This is a genomic window from Ensifer sp. R-19 (assembly GCF_049905105.1).
GTDB lineage: Bacteria > Pseudomonadota > Alphaproteobacteria > Rhizobiales > Rhizobiaceae > Ensifer.
In genome coordinates this window covers 1832921-1851421 of the sequence record NZ_CP184570.1, presented here as the reverse complement: position 1 = coordinate 1851421, position 18501 = coordinate 1832921, and the positions used below count along the sequence as shown (strand labels likewise).

Below are 18501 nucleotides of genomic sequence, written 5' to 3'. Positions count from 1 at the left end.
AGGTTGATGTGATTTCCTTTATCGGCGGTCGCCTCGTGTCGCTCATTCTGACGACGCTTGCCGCTTCAGTCATCGTCTTTCTGCTGATGCAGGTGCTGCCCGGCGACCCCGCCGTGCTGATGCTCGGCATGAATGCCGACGCCGACGCGATCGCGGCGCTGCACCGGCAGCTCGGCCTCGATCAGCCGATCTGGATCCGCTACCTCCACTGGATCGGCGGTTTCGTCGTCGGCGATTTCGGCACGAGCCTCACCTATTCGGTGCCGATCCGCGAACTGCTCGGGCCCCGCATCCTCGTGACGCTGCCGCTGGCCCTGCTCTCCATGGCGATCTCCGTCGTCGTCGCCATCGCCATCGGCGTCTATGCCGCCGCCAATCGCGGCAAGACCGGGGACACCGTCGTCATGGGCATCGCCCAGGTCGGCGTCGCGATCCCAAATTTCTGGCTGGCGCTGCTCTTCATCCTGCTCTTCGCGCTGAAGCTCGCCTGGTTCCCGGCTTCAGGTTTTGCCGGCTGGGAAGGCGGTTTCTGGAACGGCTTGCATTCACTGATCCTTCCGGCCTTCGCGCTCGGCCTGCCGCTTGCCGCCATTCTCGCACGCGTGACCCGCTCCGCGGTCATCGAAACGCTCGGCGAGGATTTCATCCGCACGGCGCGCGCCAAGGGGCTGAGCCGTTCGGGCGCCCTATGGAAACACGCGGTGCCAAACGCGCTGATCCCGGTCGTCACCATCATCGGCCTGCAGTTTTCCTTTCTGCTCGCCGGCACGATCATCATCGAAAACGTCTTCAACCTGCCGGGCGTCGGCCGCCTCGTCTTCCAGGCGATCGCCCAGCGCGATCTCGTGACGGTGCAGACGCTGGTGACGCTGCTTGCGGCCTCCGTCATCACCATCAATTTCCTCGTCGATCTGGTCTACGGCTATCTGGATCCGCGGCTTTCGCGGGGAGGCCACTGATGTCCACGTCCGCAGCCACTTCTGAACCCGGCGTGATCTCCAAGCTCATCGGCAGCCGCAGCCTGACGATCGGTGCCACCGTCACCCTGATCCTCGTGGCCATGGCGCTCGTCTCCTTTGCCTGGACGCCCTATTCGCCGACCGCGATGAACTTCCGCGACAAGCTGCAGGGACCGAGCCTTGCCCATTGGTTCGGCACCGACAATTTCGGTCGCGACATCCTGTCGATGATCATGGTCGGCGCCCGCAATTCGATCTCAGTTTCGATCGTCGCCGTCTTGGTCGGCGCCGGCATCGGTGTGCCACTCGGCGCCTGGGCTGCCGCACGTGGCGGCTGGGTCGATGGTCTGGTCATGCGCATGAGCGACCTTGCTTTCGCCTTCCCCGCGCTTCTGACTGCCGTGATCATCACCGCCATCTTTGGGCCTGGCGCAACCAACGCGATGATCGCGATCGGCATCTTCAACATCCCCGTCTTTGCCCGCGTCACCCGCGGTGCCTCGATGGGCCTGTGGAAGCGCGAATATGTGCAGGCGGCGCGCTGCGCCGGCCGCGGCGACGTGGCGATCACGCTTTTGCACATTCTGCCCAACATCAACCACGTGCTGCTGGTGCAGGTGACGATCCAGTTCGCGTTGGCGATCGTCGCCGAGGCCGGGCTTTCCTATGTCGGCCTCGGCACGCAACCGCCGATGCCGAGCTGGGGCAAGATGCTGAACGACGCCCAGACCTTCATCTACCAGGCGCCGTGGCTTGCAATCTTCCCGGGCCTGGCGATCACTTTCGCGGTGCTCGGCCTCAACCTGCTTGGCGACGGTCTGCGCGACATTCTCGACCCGCGCGTGAGGCGGCAACGATGACGAAACCCTTGCTTCACATGGCCGGCATGTCGGTCGAACTCTCGGCGGGCAAGAGCCAGGTCGATATCGTCTGCGACATCGATCTCGAACTCAACCGCGGCGAGCGCCTCGGCATCGTCGGCGAATCCGGCAGCGGCAAGTCGATGACCGCACTCGCCGTGATGGGCCTGTTGCCGCAGCGCATGCGGGTGCGCGGCGAGCTTTTGTTCGACGGCCGCAATCTCGCTGGCTTGGCCGAGGCCGAGTATTGCGGCTATCGCGGCCGACGCGTCGCGATGATTTTTCAGGAGCCGATGACGGCGCTGAACCCGGTGAAGTCGATCGGCGCACAAATCGCAGAGGGACGGCGGCTGCATCTCGGCGAACCCAAAGCCGATGCCGAAACGAAGGCGCGCGCGCTTCTCGACCGGGTCGGCCTGCCTGCGCCGCGCTTCGATCTGGATCTCTACCCGCACCAGCTCTCGGGCGGCCAGAGGCAGCGCGTGATGATCGCCATGGCGATTGCCTGCGAGCCGGACCTTTTGATTGCCGACGAGCCGACGACCGCGCTCGACGTGACGGTGCAGGCGCAGATCCTCGACCTGCTCGACGAACTCATCGAAGACACCGGCACCGCGCTGATGCTGATCACCCACGATCTCGGCGTCGTCTCCGAAATGACCGACCGCATCGCCGTCATGTATGCAGGCCGCATCATCGAGACCGGGCGTACGGACGACGTCTTCGCCCGCATGGCGCATCCCTATGCCCGCGGCCTCTTTGCCGCCTCGCCGCATGGCGCAGCACTCGCGCCACGTCGCGCGGGCGAAGGGCGGCCGCGGCTGAACGCCATCCCCGGCATCGTGCCTGATCCCTTTGGCCGGCCAGCCTACTGTTCCTTCGCCGAGCGCTGTTCCTTCGCGCAGCCGGATTGCCGCCGCGCGATCCCGACGCTGGACCTGATCAATACCGATGGAAATGTGCAGCATCGCGCGGCCTGCTTTCATCCCCGCGAAAGGATGGTGGCACCGTGAGCGAGACCATTCTCAAGACCACCGATCTGGTGCGCGAATACGATCTGCCACGCCCGTCGATCTTCTCGAAACACAGCCGCCTGCGCGTGCTCCATGGCGTCAGCATCGAACTCGCCGCCGGCCAGAGCCTTGGCATCGTCGGCGAAAGCGGCTCCGGCAAATCGACGCTGGTGCGCGCGGTGATGGGACTGGAGCGACCGCAATCGGGCGAGGTCAATATCGCCGGCACGAACATCTACGCGCTCGACCGGGCGGGCTTGCGCGAGGCACGCAAGGGATTCCAGGCGATCTTCCAGGATCCCTACGGCTCGCTCGATCCGCGCCATACGGTCCGCACGATCATTTCCGAGCCGATCGTCTCGCTGGAACGCGGGACCGGCACCGCCGAGCGCAACCGGCGCATCGCCGAGGTGCTGGAGGCGGTTGGGCTGCCGCTCGCATCGGCCGACAAATACCCGCACGAATTCTCCGGCGGCCAGCGCCAGCGCATCGCCATTGCCCGCGCGCTGATCACGCGGCCGGCGTTGATCGTCGCCGACGAGCCGGTTTCGGCGCTTGACGTGTCGATCCAGGCGCAGGTGCTGAACCTGATGATGGACCTGCAGGAAAAGCTCGGCCTTTCCTACCTGTTCATCAGCCATGATCTCGGCGTGGTCCGCGCCATCACCGACCGGGTCGCCGTCATGCATCTCGGCCGGATCGTCGAGGAAGGGCCGACGAACGAAGTCTTCGACAACCCGCGCCATCCCTATACCCAGGCGCTGGTCGCCGCCGTGCCGAAACCCTTCTCCGGGCGGCGCAAGGGCGTGCGGTCCGACGGCCCCCCGCAGACGCCCGTCCATACCGCAACGACCGCAGCCGGCTGCGCCTATGCCGCCGTCTGTCCCATGAGGCAGGAGATCTGCCTGACCCGCACGCCCGTGGCCAAGCCGGTAACGCCGGCCTGGTCCGCCCGCTGTCATTTTGCCTAGAACGTCCTTTGTGCGTTCATATGAACGCACGGCGCTCTAGAGCCCCAAGCTCTGCAGTTCCACGGAACTGCGCATATCGCAGGAATATACGCCATGTCCGAACTCGCCGATTTCTCCGCCGTCTCCCTTGTCGAGGCATACCGCTCGAAAAAGCTCTCTCCCGTCGAGGTCACCGAGGCCGTCATCACCCGCATCGACGCCTCGGAACCGAAGCTGAATGCGCTCTGGGCCTATGACCCAGCCGAAGCGCGCAAAGCAGCAAAGGCATCGGAAGAACGCTGGGCGAAGGGTGAACCGCTCGGCGCGATCGATGGCGTGCCGGTGACGATCAAGGAGAATATCGCGACGAAGGGAACGGCCGTGCCGCTCGGTTGCGCCGCCGTGTCGCTCACTCCAGCCGCCGCTGACGCGCCGCCGGCCGCCCGCACCCGCGAAGCGGGCGGCATTCTTCTTGCCAAGACCACCATGCCCGACTACGGCATGCTTTCTTCAGGACTTTCCAGCTTTCACAAGCTTGCCCGCAATCCGTGGGACCTTTCGGCCAATCCGGGCGGATCGAGCGCCGGCGCCGGCGCGGCAGCCGCCGCCGGCTATGGTCCCCTTCACATCGGCACGGACATCGGCGGCTCGGTCCGGCTGCCGGCCGGCTGGTGCGGCGTCGTCGGGCTGAAGCCTTCGGCGGGCCGCGTCCCGATCAATCCGCCTTTCATTGGCCGTGTCGCCGGGCCGATGACCCGAACGGTCGCCGATACCGCGCTCTACATGTCGGTGCTGTCGAAGCCGGATGCCCGCGACACGATGGCCCTGCCCTATGCCGATATCCCCTGGTTGGATCTCGATCGTGACGTGAAGGGCCTGAAGATCGGTCTCTGGCTTGACGCCGGCTTTGGCCAATCGGTCAGCGAAGAAACGCAACAGGCCGTCAGCCGAGCGGCCAAGCTTTTCGCCGATGCCGGTGCAATCATCGAACCGGTCGGCCCGTTCCTCACCCGCGAGATGATCGACGGTCTCGACCGCTTCTGGCGCGCACGCGGCTGGGAAGACGTGTCACGCCTTTCGCCGGAAAAACAGGCGCAAATCCTGCCCTACATCTTCGACTGGATCAAAACGGCGGAGAGTTTCTCGGGCCGCGAGGTCTATACCGGCTTCGCCCAGATCGAGGCCATGCGCAATGCGCTGCACGCCGCACTCACCGGCTTCGATTTCATCCTGTCGCCGACCGCGCCGACAGCATCCTATCCAGCCGAATGGGCCTCGCCGGTCAACGACCCACAGAAACCATTCGAACACATCGCCTTCACCGTCGCGGTCAACATGGGTGGACACCCGGCGATCTCGATCAACTGTGGCTATACCGCTGGCGGCCTGCCGATCGGGCTGCAGATCATCGGCCAGTCCTTCGACGATATCGGCGTGCTGCGCCTTGCCCGTGCTTACGAAACCATACGTCCTGAGCAGCGTCCCTGGCCGAAGGTGGCAGCATGACCGACACCATGCGTTACACCGTCGAAAGCGGCGATCTGGAAAACATCGTCTCCCGGCTACTCGATATCGTTCGCCGGCTTGGCGTCAGCGTTTCGAAGCTTGCAGTCGAGGTGGACGGCGGCAAGGCTAACCTCGAAATCGCCGTGTCCTCGGCCTCGCACGCCGTAACGAACACGCTGCGCGAGCGCATCGGACAGATCGAAGGCGCGAAACCGGCGACTTAGCCCGGACCTCGCCCGCATCCTCATCATTAACGCGGCCCTGCCGCTCGACATCTGACTAAACACAGGAGTGCCGAAAATGGCCCGCAAACTTTTCATCCTTCCCGGCGACGGCATCGGCCCGGAAGCCATGGCGGAAGTCCGCAAAATCATCGCCTACATGAATGCCGAGCTTTCAGCCGGTTTCGTCACCGACGAGGGCCTGGTCGGCGGTTCGGCCTATGACGCCCATGGCCAGGCGATCTCGGAAGCGGACATGAAGAAGGCGCTGGCCGCCGATGCGGTGCTGTTTGGCGCCGTCGGCGGTCCGAAGTGGGATGCGGTGCCCTATGAGGTGCGTCCGGAAGCCGGTCTGCTGCGCCTGCGCAAGGATCTCGAGCTGTTCGCCAACCTGCGTCCGGCGATCTGCTACCCGGCACTGGCCGCCGCCTCGTCGCTGAAGCCGGAGCTGGTCGAAGGTCTCGACATCCTGATCGTGCGCGAACTGACCGGTGGCGTCTATTTCGGCGAGCCGAAGGAGATCATCGATCTCGGCAACGGCCAGAAGCGCGGCATCGACACCCAGGTCTACGACACCTACGAGATCGAACGCATCGCCGGCGTCGCCTTCGAACTGGCCCGCACGCGGCAGAACCGCGTCTGCTCGATGGAAAAGCGCAACGTCATGAAGTCGGGCGTCTTGTGGAACCAGGTGGTGACCGAGACGCACAAGGCGAAATATGCCGACGTTCAGCTCGAGCACATGCTGGCCGATGCCGGCGGCATGCAGCTGGTGCGCCAGCCCAAGCAGTTCGACGTCATCGTCACCGACAACCTGTTCGGCGACATGCTGTCGGACGTGGCGGCGATGCTGACCGGCTCGCTCGGCATGCTGCCGTCGGCCTCGCTCGGTGCCCCGGATGCGGTGACCGGCAAGCGCAAGGCGCTCTACGAGCCGGTGCATGGCTCGGCCCCCGACATTGCCGGCAAGGGCATCGCCAACCCGATCGCGATGATCGCCTCCTTTGCCATGTGCCTGCGCTATTCCTTCAACCTGGTGACGGAAGCCGACAATCTGGAAAAGGCGATCGCCGCCGTGCTCGATCAGGGCATCCGCACCGGCGACATCATGGCCGAGGGTGCGAAGAAGGTCGGCACGACGGAAATGGGCGACGCCATCCTCGCCGCGTTCAAGGCGCTGTCGGCCTGAGCCACCAACGATTCCAGTCGGCGTGATCTGACGCCGACCTGCAGACAAGAACCGACACCTCCGGCACACATCCGGAGGTGTTTTGCGTTTGCTGATCTCGTACAAACAAGATTGCGAGCTGTTACTGCGACGTCGCAGTAAGGAAGAGGACGTAACCAGATCCTCCTCATTTCTGTGCCTGTCACAGAAATCCAGCCAGACCAAGTCCTTGGGCTGAAAGGCCTTTGACCCGACGGACGTCGGGTCGCTGGATCCCCGCCACAGGGGCGAGGATGAGGGAGATTGGGTTGGCTCCTCTCGGAAAATCGAAAACTTCCGGGTTGAGCAGCGGTCCTCTCCGATGATGTTGCGCCGCCTGTCAGCGGGCGGCCGCGTGCGTCAGATCGTAATGCCACCATCGATATTGATCGCCTGGCCGGTGATGAAGGCTGCTTCGTCGGAGGCGAGGAAGGCGCAGATGGCGGCAACCTCCTCCACCGTGCCGAAGCGTCCGGCCGGCTGGCGGCTGATGAAAGACCGGTAAGCCTCGTCACGGCTTCCCAGCTTCTCGCCGAGTTCGCCGATGCGCTCCTCCAGAGAAGGCGACGCGATCGTTCCGGGGCAGATCGAATTGCAGCGAATGCCATGGGACCCATAGTCGGCGGCGACCGCCTTGGTGAGACCGATGACACCGCCCTTGGCGGCACCATAGGCGGCGCGCCGCGGAAAGCCCTTGATCGACGAGGCAACCGAACCGATGGTGATGATGCTGCCGCCTTCGGCCTTCATCTTCGGGATCGCGCCGGCAATGACGTTATAGGCGCTGTCGAGCGTGATGTTGACCGAGCGACGCCAGTCCTCGGCCGAGCACTCCTCGATCGTGCCCTGGTGCACATAGCCGACCGCATGGACGAGAATGTCGACCCGTGCGAAGCCGGCGAAGTAGGCGGCGACTGCCGCGTGATCCGTCGCATCGAGCGTCGTCGTTGCGGCACCGTCGAGCGTTGCGAGCAGGTCGGCATTGATGTCGCTGGCGTGGACCTCCGCACCCTCGGCCATCAACCGCTCGGCAACGGCACGGCCGATGCCCTGGCCTGCGGCGGTGATCACGGCCACGCGTCCGGCCGATCGTCCCGTATTTCCATTCATGGTCAGGCCTTTCCGTATCGATCTAGAGGGACTGAACGATCTGCCGCTGGCGGCCGAGGCCGTCGATCCCGAGTTCCACCACATCGCCGGGCTTCAGATAGCGCGGCGGCCTTTTGCCCATGCCGACGCCCGGCGGCGTGCCGGTGCAGATGAGATCGCCCGGCTCCAGCACGCAGAACTCGCTCATGTAGGAGACGATGGTCGCGACATCGAAGATCATGCGCGCGGTGGTGCCTACCTGCATGCGTTCGCCGTTGACGTCGAGCCACATGGAAAGCGCCTGCGGGTCCGGCACTTCGTCGCGGGTGACGAGCCAGGGGCCTGTCGGGCAGAAATTGGGAAAACTCTTGCCCTTCACCCATTGGCCGCCGCGCTCCATCTGCCAGGCGCGCTCGGAGACATCGTTGACAACTGTGTAACCGAAGACGTGATCCATCGCGTCGGCGCGCGATACGTTCAGCGCGCGCGCGCCGATGACGATGCCCAGTTCGACTTCCCAGTCGAGCTTCGACATTTTTTCGGAATGGAGAAGCGGCGCGTTCGGACCGCAATAGGTGCCGGCCGCCTTGTTGAAAAGGATCGGTTCAGTCGGCACCGGCAGGCCCGCTTCTTCCGCGTGGTCGGAATAGTTGAGCCCGACACACCAGATCGTTCCCGGCCTTGCGACCGGCGGCAGGATATCGGCGTCGATCACCGGCACCACGGGCAGGGCCGATAGATCAATACCAGACAGCGCCACCCTGACAGCTGACAGGGTTTCCGCCGTGAAGTCCTGCACGAGCGAGGAGACATCCCGCGCCCGACCCTCGCCATCGAGGATGCAGGGCACGGCGAAGCCGTCGACGGTGAGGCGCAACAATTTCATTCTCTTGGCCTTTCAATGCGAAATGTCTGGGCGAGCGACGCTCAGCCCAAGCGAGCGGCTTCGACGGAAAGCCGGTAACGGGTGGTGAAGGTATGGCCGGGCTCGAACGCGATTGCCGTCGCAATGCCGGATGCCGCCAGAGGGTTGGCAGCCGTTGAGATGGAAGGTCCGAGGTCGAAGGCGGAGGCGATCGGCTCGACGCCGAGCGCCACATGTCGTCCGTCCCAGGGATAGGCCTTGCGGCCGCGGTTGCTGTACCAGAGCAGCAGGCTCGGAAAGTGTTCCTTCTGCCAGGAAAGCCGCGCGCGAAAACCTTCGTCGCGGTAGTGAAGCGCGACGCTGCCATCGATGCCCGAGAGCTGCAGCAAGTCCTCGGTGTCTTCCATGAGCGGCACCTGGGTCGCATCCATCGTCGCACCGCAGCGCGCCTCGGCTTTGTCGAGCGACGACCATTGCCGATCGGGCGTGAACAACGCTGCACCCGGTTCGACATCGCCGGGAACACTCCAGACGCGATCGTAGGCGCCGGGTTCAATGACGACCGAGCCCGGCCGCGGCGACAGGCGAAATGTCGGATGTAGCCCGATCGGAAGACGGCATGGCCGCCGCGCCTCGATTTCCAGCGTGATGTCGATGGCAGCCGCGCTTTGATCCGGAACGATCCGCCGGCGAAGCAACCGGATCGGATGGTCGTCGGGGTAGTGGCATTCCATGGTGATCTGGCGGACATCGCAGTCGCCCCAGGTCCAATGGACATTGGAGCCGTGACCATGTGGCACACCGGCACCCTCGAAGCTCTCGCCCGTTGCGGACCAGCCTGCGGGGAGCGACCGGTTGGTGTCGCTGCCGAAGGGGACGCAGGGCCATTCGCCGCGCAGTTGTTGCAGAATTTCCGGCAGTGTCTCGCGCTCGGGATCATTGCCCCAAGGCGCGACATGCAGCGGGCTGACCTGACGTCCATCCGGCAGCAGGAACAGCACGGGGCCGAGCATGCCGCCGAGCGACTGCACCGAAAGGCACCCATGCGCCCAGGCAAGGGCGCGTCGTGTCGTCTCCGCGCTCACTTGGTCGCTACCCCGTAGCGGTTTTCCGGAAGGCCCGCGACCTCGACCCGCATGGCATAGAGGCTGCCGGCCAGGCGCTCCTCCGGCCCCGAGCCGGCGGTGGTGATGTAAAGCGTCTTCAGATCCGCCCCGCCAAAGGTGCAGGTGGTGATGTTGGTGACCGGCATGTCGATCGCCTCGGCAAGACTGCCGTCGGGCGCGATGCGCGCTATGCAACGGCCGCCATAGCGGCAGTTCCAGAGAAAGCCTTCGCTGTCGATCGCCGAACCGTCAGGCGAACCTCGGTCGAACCCGGTGAAGAAATGCCGCTCTTCCGATATCGCCCCCACCTTGGCATCGTAGTCGTAGGCGTAGATCTCGTTTGCCAGCGTATCGCCGAAATAGAAGGTGCATCGGTCCGGACTCCAGCAGAGGGTGTTGGAAATACCGAGCCCATGCCGCCATTCGCTGACGGCGCCATCCGGCGCGATCCGGTAGAGAATGCCCTCTCCCGGCCCAACCTCGCCAAGCTGACCATCGGGCAGAACGTTGTTCTTCATCGAACCGACCCAGAAATTCCCGGCCGGGTCGGCGCGACCATCATTGAGCCGCACCCGCGGCGTACCGGGCAGGACGAAGCCGTGATCCTCGCGCCGGTCGGTCTGCGGCCACCACCAGATCAGCTTCGATCCAAGCGCGACGAGCAGCCGGCCGTCTTCCTCAGTCAGCGAGATCGCGACCACTGGCTCCTCGAACAACCAGGTCCGGACGGCACGCGTCGCTTCGTCATAGCGATGGATCAGGAAGCGGTTGATGTCGGTCCAGTAGAGCGCCGCCTCCGCCGTCGACCAGACGGCGCCCTCGCCGCAGCGGTCGCCGACGGGCGCGACACAGATGAGATCGCGTGCCATCTGCGTCTCCTATTCCGCTGCCACTCTCGTCGGGATCGACTGCGACGGCCCAAGCGCCTCAGCGTTTTGCACCAGCGCCTTCATGTAGCCGAGCGCAAAAGCCTTGCCGGCGTGCCAGGAGGCGCCGCAGGTCATCGCCGGCGTATGATCCGGGATCATCACGCCCTGATAGTTTTCGTCACGTAGGATGCGGATGATTTCGGCCATGTCGATATCACCCTCGTCGACGAAGGTTTCGACATAACGCGGCATCTTTCCGCGTACGTTGCGGAAATGGATGTAGCCAATGCGGCCGGAGCGGGCGAAACGGCGGACGTGCTCATAGATATCGCCGCCCGGCATCTCCTGCAGCGAGCCGAGGCAGAGCTCCAGGCCGTTCGACGGCGAGTCGACGATGGCCATCAGCCGGTCGTATTTTTCTGGCCGATTGACGAGCCGCGCAGTCCCGCGCAACTCCTCCGCCGGCGGATCATCCGGATGGGCGCCGAGCACCACACCCGCCTCCTCGGCGACCGGGACGACTTCCTTCAAGAAATGGGCAAGCCGATCCCAGAGCTCCGCCGAACTGACGGAGACCGAAGCGGCTCCCGCGACACCACGGCGGTAGCGCATGTTCCAGACCATGCCGTCGGGAATCGGCGCATCCGGGCTTGGCGCGATGCTGTTTTCGACCCCGAAGCCGACGGACTCGGCGCCACCACGGGCATAGGGGCCGCGTGTCCAGCCATAGACGCCGGCGAGCGAGAAGTTATAGCCGATGCAGGGGATGCCGGCGCGACCGGCATCGCGGATCAGCTGTTTCAGCCCCTCGATCTGCTGGGCGCGCTCAGGTCCATCGAGAAGCACGTCGGACCAAAAGCGCGGCGAGAAATTCTCGATCGCCGCGATCTCCAGGCCGCCGGCGCGCACGTCCTTCACCAGTGCCGACAGCTCCTCGTAAGTCCAGAGCCGGTCGCCGGAACAATCGCCCCAGCCGCCCTGGTCACCGCTGTCAATCTTCGGATCCTTGCCGGCGAAATAGTTGGTCAGATGCGCGACCACATGGGTCGCACCTGCCTGCTGCGCAAACTGAAAATTGTCCGGGGTGAGCTGTTCCCGGTAAAGCCCGAGGCCGATCTTCATCTTATCAATTCCTGTCTGATTACTTGACGCCGATACCGGCAGTGAGGCCGCCGTCGATGCGGAAATCCGAACCGGTGACGAAAGCGGCGCGGTCGGAGGCGAGATAGGCGACGAGTTCCGCCACCTCCTCCGGCTCACCGATGCGTCCGACCGGGTGCGCGGCGCCGAAGCGGGCGAAGGCTTCCGCCTCGCTGACGCCCTCGCCGCCATAGGTGCGGGCCGCGAGCGAGAGCAGCGGCGTGCGTACGGAGCCGGGACTGACCGAGTTTACCCGAACCTTCGCCGCCGCATGGTCCAGCGCCATGGCACGGGTCAGCGCATGGATCGCGCCCTTGGAGGCGACATAGGCCGCAACGTTCTGCTGGCAGGCATGGCCCTGCACCGAGGAAATGTTGACGATGGCGCCGCCGCCGCGCTTCATCATTTCCGGAATACCGAAGCGACCGGTCAGATAGATCGAGCCGACATTGACCGAGAGGCAGCGCGCAAAGGTCTCGGCGCTGGTATCGAGAACCGTGCCATAGGGATGAACGGCCGCCGCATTGACGATGATGTCCAGCCCGCCACGGCGCAGCACCGCTTCGCGCACCGCTGCCTCCATCTCGGCCTCGACGGAGACGTCCGTCAGCCGTGTCGACATCGGCAGGTCGCGTTCTTTGGCAATCCGATCGAAGATCTCATTGGTGGCGACGTCATTGCCGCAGGCCAGCACAGTCGCCCCTGATGAAGCCAGACGGATTGCCGAGGCGAGGCCGATCCCTGAGGTGCCGGTGACCAGCGCGATTTTTCCCTTGAATTCAGTCATGATTGTCTCCGCGATGGATCGCGATGGTCTCGGGCCGCACAGACCCGAAATCACAAGCGTGATCGATTTTCTTGAGGGAGCGGGATGCGAGCACCCCGCTCCGGTCTCAACGCACCCGTTCCAGGACCTGGTTGAGAAGCACGGCGCCGAGGATGATCCCGCCGCGCACGACGTATTGCCAGTACTCGCTGACATTCATCAGCGTCATGCCGTTGGAGATGCAGCCGAGGAAAAGGACCCCGATCAGCGTGCCCCAGATACGGCCCTTGCCGCCGAAGAGTGACGTGCCGCCGATGATGACGGCCGCGATCACGTCGAGCTCCATGCCGGTTGCCGTCGTCCCGGTTCCAGCCCCAATCTGCGAGGCGATCAGCGTGCCGGACACGGCGGTCAGCGCGCCGGTGAGGCCGAGGGTCAGCGCCTTCACCTTCCAGATGTCGATGCCGGAAAGGCGTGCGGCCTCCATATTGCCGCCGACGGCATAAACCTCGCGGCCGAAGCTCGTGTACTTCATCAGGAAGTGCATGCCGGCAAAGGTCAGCGCGAAGATATAGACCGGGAACGGAATGCCGAAGAGATAGCCGCCGCCGAGGAAATCGAAGCCCAGCGGGAAGGACGACATCGGGAAGCCGCCGGTGATCAGGTTGGCGACACCGCGCAGCGCCGCGAAAAGCGCGAGCGTGGTGATGAAGGTCGGCACGTTGAACCATTGCCGGAAGCGACCGGTGAGGTAGCCGAGCGTGAAGCCGAGTAACAGCGCCACGCCAAAACCGACCGTGACCGCACCCCAGTCGCCGAAGACACCGGCGAAGCGGTCGGCGAACCAGGCGACGATGCAGCCGGCGAGCGCGGCACCGGCTCCGACCGAAAGGTCGATTTCGCCGCTGATGATCACGGCGGTCATGCCGAAGGCGATGATGCCGAGCATCGAGACCGTGCGCAGCACGTTCAGCACATTGCCGGTAGAGGCGAAGCCGGGCGCGACCAGGATCAGAAAGATCACCAGCGCCGCGAGAATGATCTCCATCGGGTAGGTTTTGAGGAACTTGAGCGGCGTGTTCTGGCCACCAGCTTCGGTCGTTTGGCTCACAAGTGTCATTGCTTGGCCCCTTCCATGCACAGGCCGTAAAGTTCGGTAAGGTCGGTTTTCGTCGGATCCACCTCGGCGACGACAGCGCCGTGGTGCATGACGAGGATGCGGTCGGCGACTTCCAGCACTTCCTCGAGTTCCGTCGAGACGAAGAGGCTGGCGAGACCGTCAGCCGCCTGCTGCCAGATGATGTCGAAGATCTGCCGCTTGGCCTGGACATCGACGCCGCGGCTCGGCTCGTCGAAGAACATCACCGAGGGCTGCCGGTTCAGCCATTTGCCGATCACCACCTTCTGCTGGTTGCCGCCTGACAGCGACGACACCGGCAGTTCCGGATCGCCGCACTTGATGTGCAGATCGGCAATCTGACGGCGGACATGCGGCTGCTCGCGCCGGCGCGAGATGAAGCCGTTGCGTGAAATCGGCCCGAGGCTCGCCATGCAGAGATTGTCCGCCGTCGAGAGCGACTGCACGAGGCCGACCTCCTTGCGGTTTTCCGGCGTATAGCCGAGCCCGGCCTTGCGCATGTCGCGCGGGCTGGCACCGGTCATGTCGCGACCGTCGAACGTGACCGAACCGCCGTCGATCCGGTCGGCCCCAAAAATCGCCCGCATGAGCTCGGTGCGGCCGGCACCAAGCAGACCGGCGATGCCGAGGATCTCGCCGGGATAGAGATCGAAGGAGACATCCTGAAAATGTCCGGCCCGACTGAGATTGCGGACCTCGAGCACGGGTTTGGCGCGGTCAAGCGTTCGCCGCGGCGGGCGTGTGGCGCGCGCCGCATCGCCGAACATCATGCCGACAATCGCGGAAGGCGTCGTCTCCTTCATCGCAACGGAACCGATATAGTGGCCGTCGCGGATCACCGTGCAAGTATCGGCGATTTCGAAGAGTTCGCTCATGCGGTGGGTGATGTAGATCATCGTCACGCCACGGGCGCGCAGCCGCTCGATCAGCGCGAAGAGCTGCTTGACCTCGCGGGAAGCGAGCGCCGAGGTCGGCTCGTCCAGAAGCAGGATAGACGGGTTGAAGGACATTGCCTTGACGATCTCGACCACCTGCTGCTGGCCGACGCTGAGTGCGGAGACCGGTTGGCGGGAATCGATCGCAAGCCCCATGTCGGCGAGCAGTTCGCCGGCGCGCCGGTGCAGGCCGGCCCAGTCGACGACGCTAAAGCCGGCGCGGCGGCGGTGCGGCAGCCGACCGAGAAAGATGTTCTCGCCGACAGAGAGCTCCGGCACCAGCGAGAGCTCCTGGTGGACGGTGACGATGCCGGCGGCAAAGGCATCATGCGGCGATGTGAAATGGCGGTCCTCGCCATTGACGCTGATCGTGCCGGATGTCGGCTCGGTCACGCCGGCGAGAAGCTTGACAAGCGTCGACTTGCCCGAGCCGTTCTTGCCCATGAGGGCATGCACCTGGCCGGGTGCGAAGCTGTGGGTGAATTCGGAGAGGGCTACAGTCGGGCCGTAACGCTTGGTCACGGTCCGAAAGTCCAGCCGTCCCTGCACCCCTTGCAACGCGGCTGACCTTGGCTGCGGATAACTCATGCGGATTTCCTGCTGTCGGCGGCGAAGGAGCGGCGGGCGATGCCCGCCGTTCGGTTCACTCTTAGGCTCTTACTTCAGGGCCTTCAGGCCTTCCTTGTAGGCAGCGACCCCTTCAGCGTTGACGCGTGTCAGAGGCAGAACGGGCACGTTGACCTTGGTCTCGATCTTTTTGCCGTCGAGCAGGTTCTGCGCGGCTTCGATTGCCTGCTTGCCGACCTCGAGCGGCTGCTGCGCCGTCGTCGCCTGCAGCACGTTGTCGGAGTTCAAGAGCATATTGGCGAGTTGCTCGGAACCGTCGGTGCCGAAGACGAAGACCTTGCCTTCAAGGCCCGCCTTCTTGACCGCCTGCACTGCACCGATCGTGCCGCCTTCGTTGGCAGCATAGATCACCCGGATATCGGGATTGGCCGTCAGCATGTCGCTTGCGACGGCGAGTGCCTTTTCGGCGAGCCAGGCGTCCTGTTGCGCGACGATGTCCACCTGATCCTTGACGACACTCAGGAAACCATCGACGCGGGCATTCGACTGTTCGGGAAGCAGCGCCTTGAAGGCGAGCGTGCCGATCTTGACCTTCTCGCCGTTGCCGAGCGTCTTCAAGAAATCGGTCGCGGCCTTGCCAGTGCCGATGCCGATATCGCGGTCCGAGCTCGTCACCGTCGCCTGGGCGACGTCGCCATTGGCCGAGGTGCCGTAGGTGACGACCGTGATGCCGGCGTCACGCGCTTTCTTCAGAGCCGGCACCGAAGCGTCGGCCGAAAGCGGCGCGACGACGATCGAGTTCACGCCGCGGGCGATGTAGGTGTCGATGAGCTGAGCTTCCTTCTCCAGCTTGCTGTCGCTGTTGCCGGCGAGCAGTTCGTCGCCGGCGGCTTCGGCCGCCTTTTCCATCCCGATCTGGATGCCGCGGAAATACTGGTCCTGCTGAAAGACGATGCCGGCGATCGCCTTGCCGCCGGCATGTGCCGCACCCGGCGCAAGGCTGACGGTGGCAAGCAATGCTGCAAGCGCCAGAATGTGACGTTTCGAATTGTTCATGTCGGTTCTCCTCCCAAGTGCCCTGTTCGTGCCGCCGGACCAACGGGCGAGTGGATCCGGCAAACGGATGCCAGCACCGCCCATTTGGGGAGCGGTCCAGGCGAAAATCTCTATGTGCTCATCGCGACGGCTGGCCGCCGGGCGCGGCATCGACGAAGCGGATGCCGAACTCCAGGTGGCGGCTCATCAGGTAGACGTAGGCGATGCGGTCGCGGGCCCTCAGCGCCCTGATGATCTCGGCATGGGCCTCGAAAGTCGCCGCATGCACCGGGCGCTCCGCCTTGCCGAGCCGCATGACCTCCTCGATCACCGAGCGCAGCATGTGGTAGGCGGCGACCGTCGTGCGATTGCCGGATAGCTCCACGATCGCCTGATGGAACTGGTAGTCGCACTGCGCCGCTTCCTCGACGCTGTCCGCTTCTAGGATCCGCGCGTTGATCGCATCCAGCCGGTCGAAATCGGCGTCAGCAGCCGTCAGGATGATGTGCTCGCCGACACCCGTCTCGATGATGCGGCGGAAGCCCTGCAGGTCGCGGAAAGAGTCCGGCGAGATGCCGTTGTGAAAAGCAAAGAGCCGGCGGATCGCCTCGCCGTGGCCGCCGCTGATAACGGCGCCGACCTTCGGTCGCGTCTCGACCATGCCATAGGCGCGCAGCACCTGCAGCGCCTCGCGCACCGTGTTGCGCCCGGCCTGGAATTGTTCGCCAAGATCGCGCTCGGTCGGAAGCGCATCGCCGATACCGAGACCGCGCTCGGAGATCATGTCGCGGATCTGCTCGACCAGCCGGTCCACGGCCGAGGTCTTGCCTGGCTCGACGGGCTCCACACCCGACAACGCCTCTTCTCGTACAGAACTGCTCACCGGCCATCCTCCCTGCGATGCTCTATTTGTTGGTCCAGTTTGCGCGTTCAGTCAAGCGCAATCTCTCAAATTTCGCGCAAAGTTGCCAACATCGTCCGAAATTGCGCCCATAAGGCTTGAATTGTTGGGCCAATCGGACATTATTGACAGGCGTGGTCCAACAATAGCCACTGACGCGGGGTAGGAGTTCTGCATGAGACTGATGGAAGAGTGTTTTCGCTGGTATGGGCCAAATGATCCGGTGCCGCTCAGCCATATCCGGCAGGCGGGGGCCACGGGGATCGTCTCGGCGCTGCATCATATCTATGACGGATCGCCCTGGTCGGATGAAGCGATCCTTGCCCAAAAGGCGCTGATTGAGGCCGCCGGTATGCGCTGGAGTGTCGTCGAGAGCATCCCGGTTCACAACTCGATCAAGCTCGCGACCGCCGACAGCGCCCGCTACATCGGCTGGTACAAGGACACGCTGCGAGCGCTGGCGCGCGCGGGTATCACGACTGTCTGCTACAACTTCATGCCGGTGGTCGACTGGACGCGCACCGAGCTGATGCAGCCGTTGGCGAATGGCGGCTATGCGCTGCGCTTCGACGCGGTCGACTTTGCCGCCTACGATCTCTTCGTGCTGAAGCGGCCGCGCGTCGCGGATTACTCCGAACGGCAGATTTTCGCCGCCCGCCAGCGTTTCGATCAGATGGACCAGGCGAAGATCGACCGGATCGAACGCAATCTCATTGCCGGCCTGCCGGCAACCGAGCGGCAGTTCAATCGGGCGAGCTTTCTGGCCGCCCTTGCCGAGTATGACGGCGTGACGGCAGACGCCCTACATGCCAACCTGGCGCGCTTCCTCAAGGAGATCGTTCCGGTGGCGGAGGAGGTCGGTATCCGGCTTTGCATCCACCCCGATGATCCGGCCTTTTCGCTCTATGGCCTGCCGCGCATCGTTTCGACGGCCGCGGATGTAAGGCGCATCCTCGCCGCCGTCGACAGCCAAGCCAACGGCATCACCTTCTGCACCGGATCCTATGGCACGCGCACCGACAATGATCTGCCAGCCATGGTTCGTGAATTCGGCCCACGCATTCACTTTGCCCACCTGCGCAATGTCCAGCGGGAGGAGGACGGCTCCTTCTACGAGGCCGATCATCTCGGCGGATCGAGCGACATGCCGGCAGTGATCCTTGCGCTGATGCAGGAACAGGAGCGTCGGCTACAGGAAGGCCGCGCCGACTGGCAAATCCCGCTTCGCCCGGATCACGGGCACCTCCTGGCCGACGACATCGGCAAGGAGCGGATCAACCCCGGCTATTCGCTGATCGGCCGGTTGAAGGGCCTCGCGGAAATCAGAGGCGTGATGCAGGGCATCGCTACCGCCATGGCACACATGGCTTGAGG

Annotated in this window: 18 protein-coding genes; 8 read left to right on the top strand and 10 right to left on the bottom strand. The window is 64.3% G+C overall.

The window, feature by feature from the left end:
- Nucleotides 1-8 precede the first annotated feature (8 nt).
- The 7 genes from ACN9MO_RS27760 to leuB all read left to right on the top strand — a co-directional run bounded on the left by ACN9MO_RS27760 (nt 9) and on the right by leuB (nt 6698).
- Nucleotides 9-959, top strand: a complete 951-nt coding sequence (locus tag ACN9MO_RS27760) for an ABC transporter permease (RefSeq protein WP_057251987.1) — start codon at nt 9-11, stop codon at nt 957-959.
- Nucleotides 959-1819, top strand: coding sequence for an ABC transporter permease (locus tag ACN9MO_RS27755; RefSeq protein WP_057251988.1), 861 nt, complete (start codon nt 959-961; stop codon nt 1817-1819). Before ACN9MO_RS27760 ends, ACN9MO_RS27755 begins: the two co-directional genes overlap by 1 nt.
- The gene (locus tag ACN9MO_RS27750) at nt 1816-2832 is read left to right on the top strand and encodes an ABC transporter ATP-binding protein (protein ID WP_057251989.1); all 1017 of its coding nucleotides are present in this window, start codon (nt 1816-1818) and stop codon (nt 2830-2832) included. Before ACN9MO_RS27755 ends, ACN9MO_RS27750 begins: the two co-directional genes overlap by 4 nt.
- Nucleotides 2829-3803 (top strand): oligopeptide/dipeptide ABC transporter ATP-binding protein, encoded by a 975-nt coding sequence (locus ACN9MO_RS27745; protein ID WP_113132931.1) that lies wholly within the window; start codon nt 2829-2831, stop codon nt 3801-3803. Before ACN9MO_RS27750 ends, ACN9MO_RS27745 begins: the two co-directional genes overlap by 4 nt.
- Before the next feature lie 93 nt (nt 3804-3896).
- Nucleotides 3897-5288: an amidase gene (locus tag ACN9MO_RS27740; protein WP_057251991.1), complete on the top strand. Its 1392-nt coding sequence runs from the start codon at nt 3897-3899 to the stop codon at nt 5286-5288.
- Entirely contained in the window at nt 5285-5512 is a 228-nt protein-coding gene (locus ACN9MO_RS27735) for a hypothetical protein (protein ID WP_093233370.1), read from the top strand. The genes ACN9MO_RS27740 and ACN9MO_RS27735 overlap by 4 nt, the downstream gene beginning before the upstream one ends.
- Nucleotides 5513-5588: 76 nt before the next feature.
- The gene (gene leuB / locus ACN9MO_RS27730; protein ID WP_093233371.1) at nt 5589-6698 is read left to right on the top strand and encodes a 3-isopropylmalate dehydrogenase; all 1110 of its coding nucleotides are present in this window, start codon (nt 5589-5591) and stop codon (nt 6696-6698) included.
- A 378-nt stretch (nt 6699-7076) separates the two neighbouring features.
- Here the strand turns inward: leuB and ACN9MO_RS27725 are convergent, their stop codons facing one another.
- The 10 genes from ACN9MO_RS27725 to ACN9MO_RS27680 form a co-directional block, all read right to left on the bottom strand.
- Nucleotides 7077-7826 (bottom strand): SDR family oxidoreductase, encoded by a 750-nt coding sequence (locus ACN9MO_RS27725; protein ID WP_113133279.1) that lies wholly within the window; start codon nt 7824-7826, stop codon nt 7077-7079.
- 22 nt (nt 7827-7848) lie between these two features.
- Nucleotides 7849-8691, bottom strand: a complete 843-nt coding sequence (locus tag ACN9MO_RS27720) for a fumarylacetoacetate hydrolase family protein (RefSeq protein WP_113133280.1) — start codon at nt 8689-8691, stop codon at nt 7849-7851.
- A gap of 41 nt (nt 8692-8732) precedes the next feature.
- A complete protein-coding gene (locus tag ACN9MO_RS27715; RefSeq protein WP_113133281.1) occupies nt 8733-9755 on the bottom strand; it encodes a hypothetical protein in 1023 nt (340 codons plus the stop codon).
- Complete coding sequence (locus tag ACN9MO_RS27710) at nt 9752-10645, bottom strand: SMP-30/gluconolactonase/LRE family protein (RefSeq protein WP_113133282.1); 894 nt, start codon at nt 10643-10645, stop codon at nt 9752-9754. Before ACN9MO_RS27710 ends, ACN9MO_RS27715 begins: the two co-directional genes overlap by 4 nt.
- 9 nt (nt 10646-10654) lie before the next feature.
- The gene (locus tag ACN9MO_RS27705) at nt 10655-11767 is read right to left on the bottom strand and encodes a mannonate dehydratase (protein ID WP_113133283.1); all 1113 of its coding nucleotides are present in this window, start codon (nt 11765-11767) and stop codon (nt 10655-10657) included.
- 19 nt (nt 11768-11786) lie between these two features.
- Nucleotides 11787-12572, bottom strand: coding sequence for an SDR family oxidoreductase (locus ACN9MO_RS27700; RefSeq protein WP_113133284.1), 786 nt, complete (start codon nt 12570-12572; stop codon nt 11787-11789).
- 106 nt (nt 12573-12678) lie between these two features.
- The gene (locus ACN9MO_RS27695; protein WP_057251200.1) at nt 12679-13671 is read right to left on the bottom strand and encodes an ABC transporter permease; all 993 of its coding nucleotides are present in this window, start codon (nt 13669-13671) and stop codon (nt 12679-12681) included.
- Complete coding sequence (locus ACN9MO_RS27690; protein WP_082615855.1) at nt 13668-15212, bottom strand: sugar ABC transporter ATP-binding protein; 1545 nt, start codon at nt 15210-15212, stop codon at nt 13668-13670. Before ACN9MO_RS27690 ends, ACN9MO_RS27695 begins: the two co-directional genes overlap by 4 nt.
- Before the next feature lie 69 nt (nt 15213-15281).
- Nucleotides 15282-16247, bottom strand: a complete 966-nt coding sequence (locus tag ACN9MO_RS27685) for a substrate-binding domain-containing protein (RefSeq protein WP_057251201.1) — start codon at nt 16245-16247, stop codon at nt 15282-15284.
- 118 nt (nt 16248-16365) lie between these two features.
- Nucleotides 16366-17109: a FadR/GntR family transcriptional regulator gene (locus ACN9MO_RS27680; protein WP_057251202.1), complete on the bottom strand. Its 744-nt coding sequence runs from the start codon at nt 17107-17109 to the stop codon at nt 16366-16368.
- Between the two features lie 202 nt (nt 17110-17311).
- On the opposite strand from ACN9MO_RS27680, the gene uxuA reads away from it, so the two are divergent.
- On the top strand, nt 17312-18499 hold the full coding sequence (uxuA, locus tag ACN9MO_RS27675) for a mannonate dehydratase (RefSeq protein WP_113133285.1): 1188 nt from the start codon (nt 17312-17314) through the stop codon (nt 18497-18499).
- Nucleotides 18500-18501 lie beyond the last annotated feature (2 nt).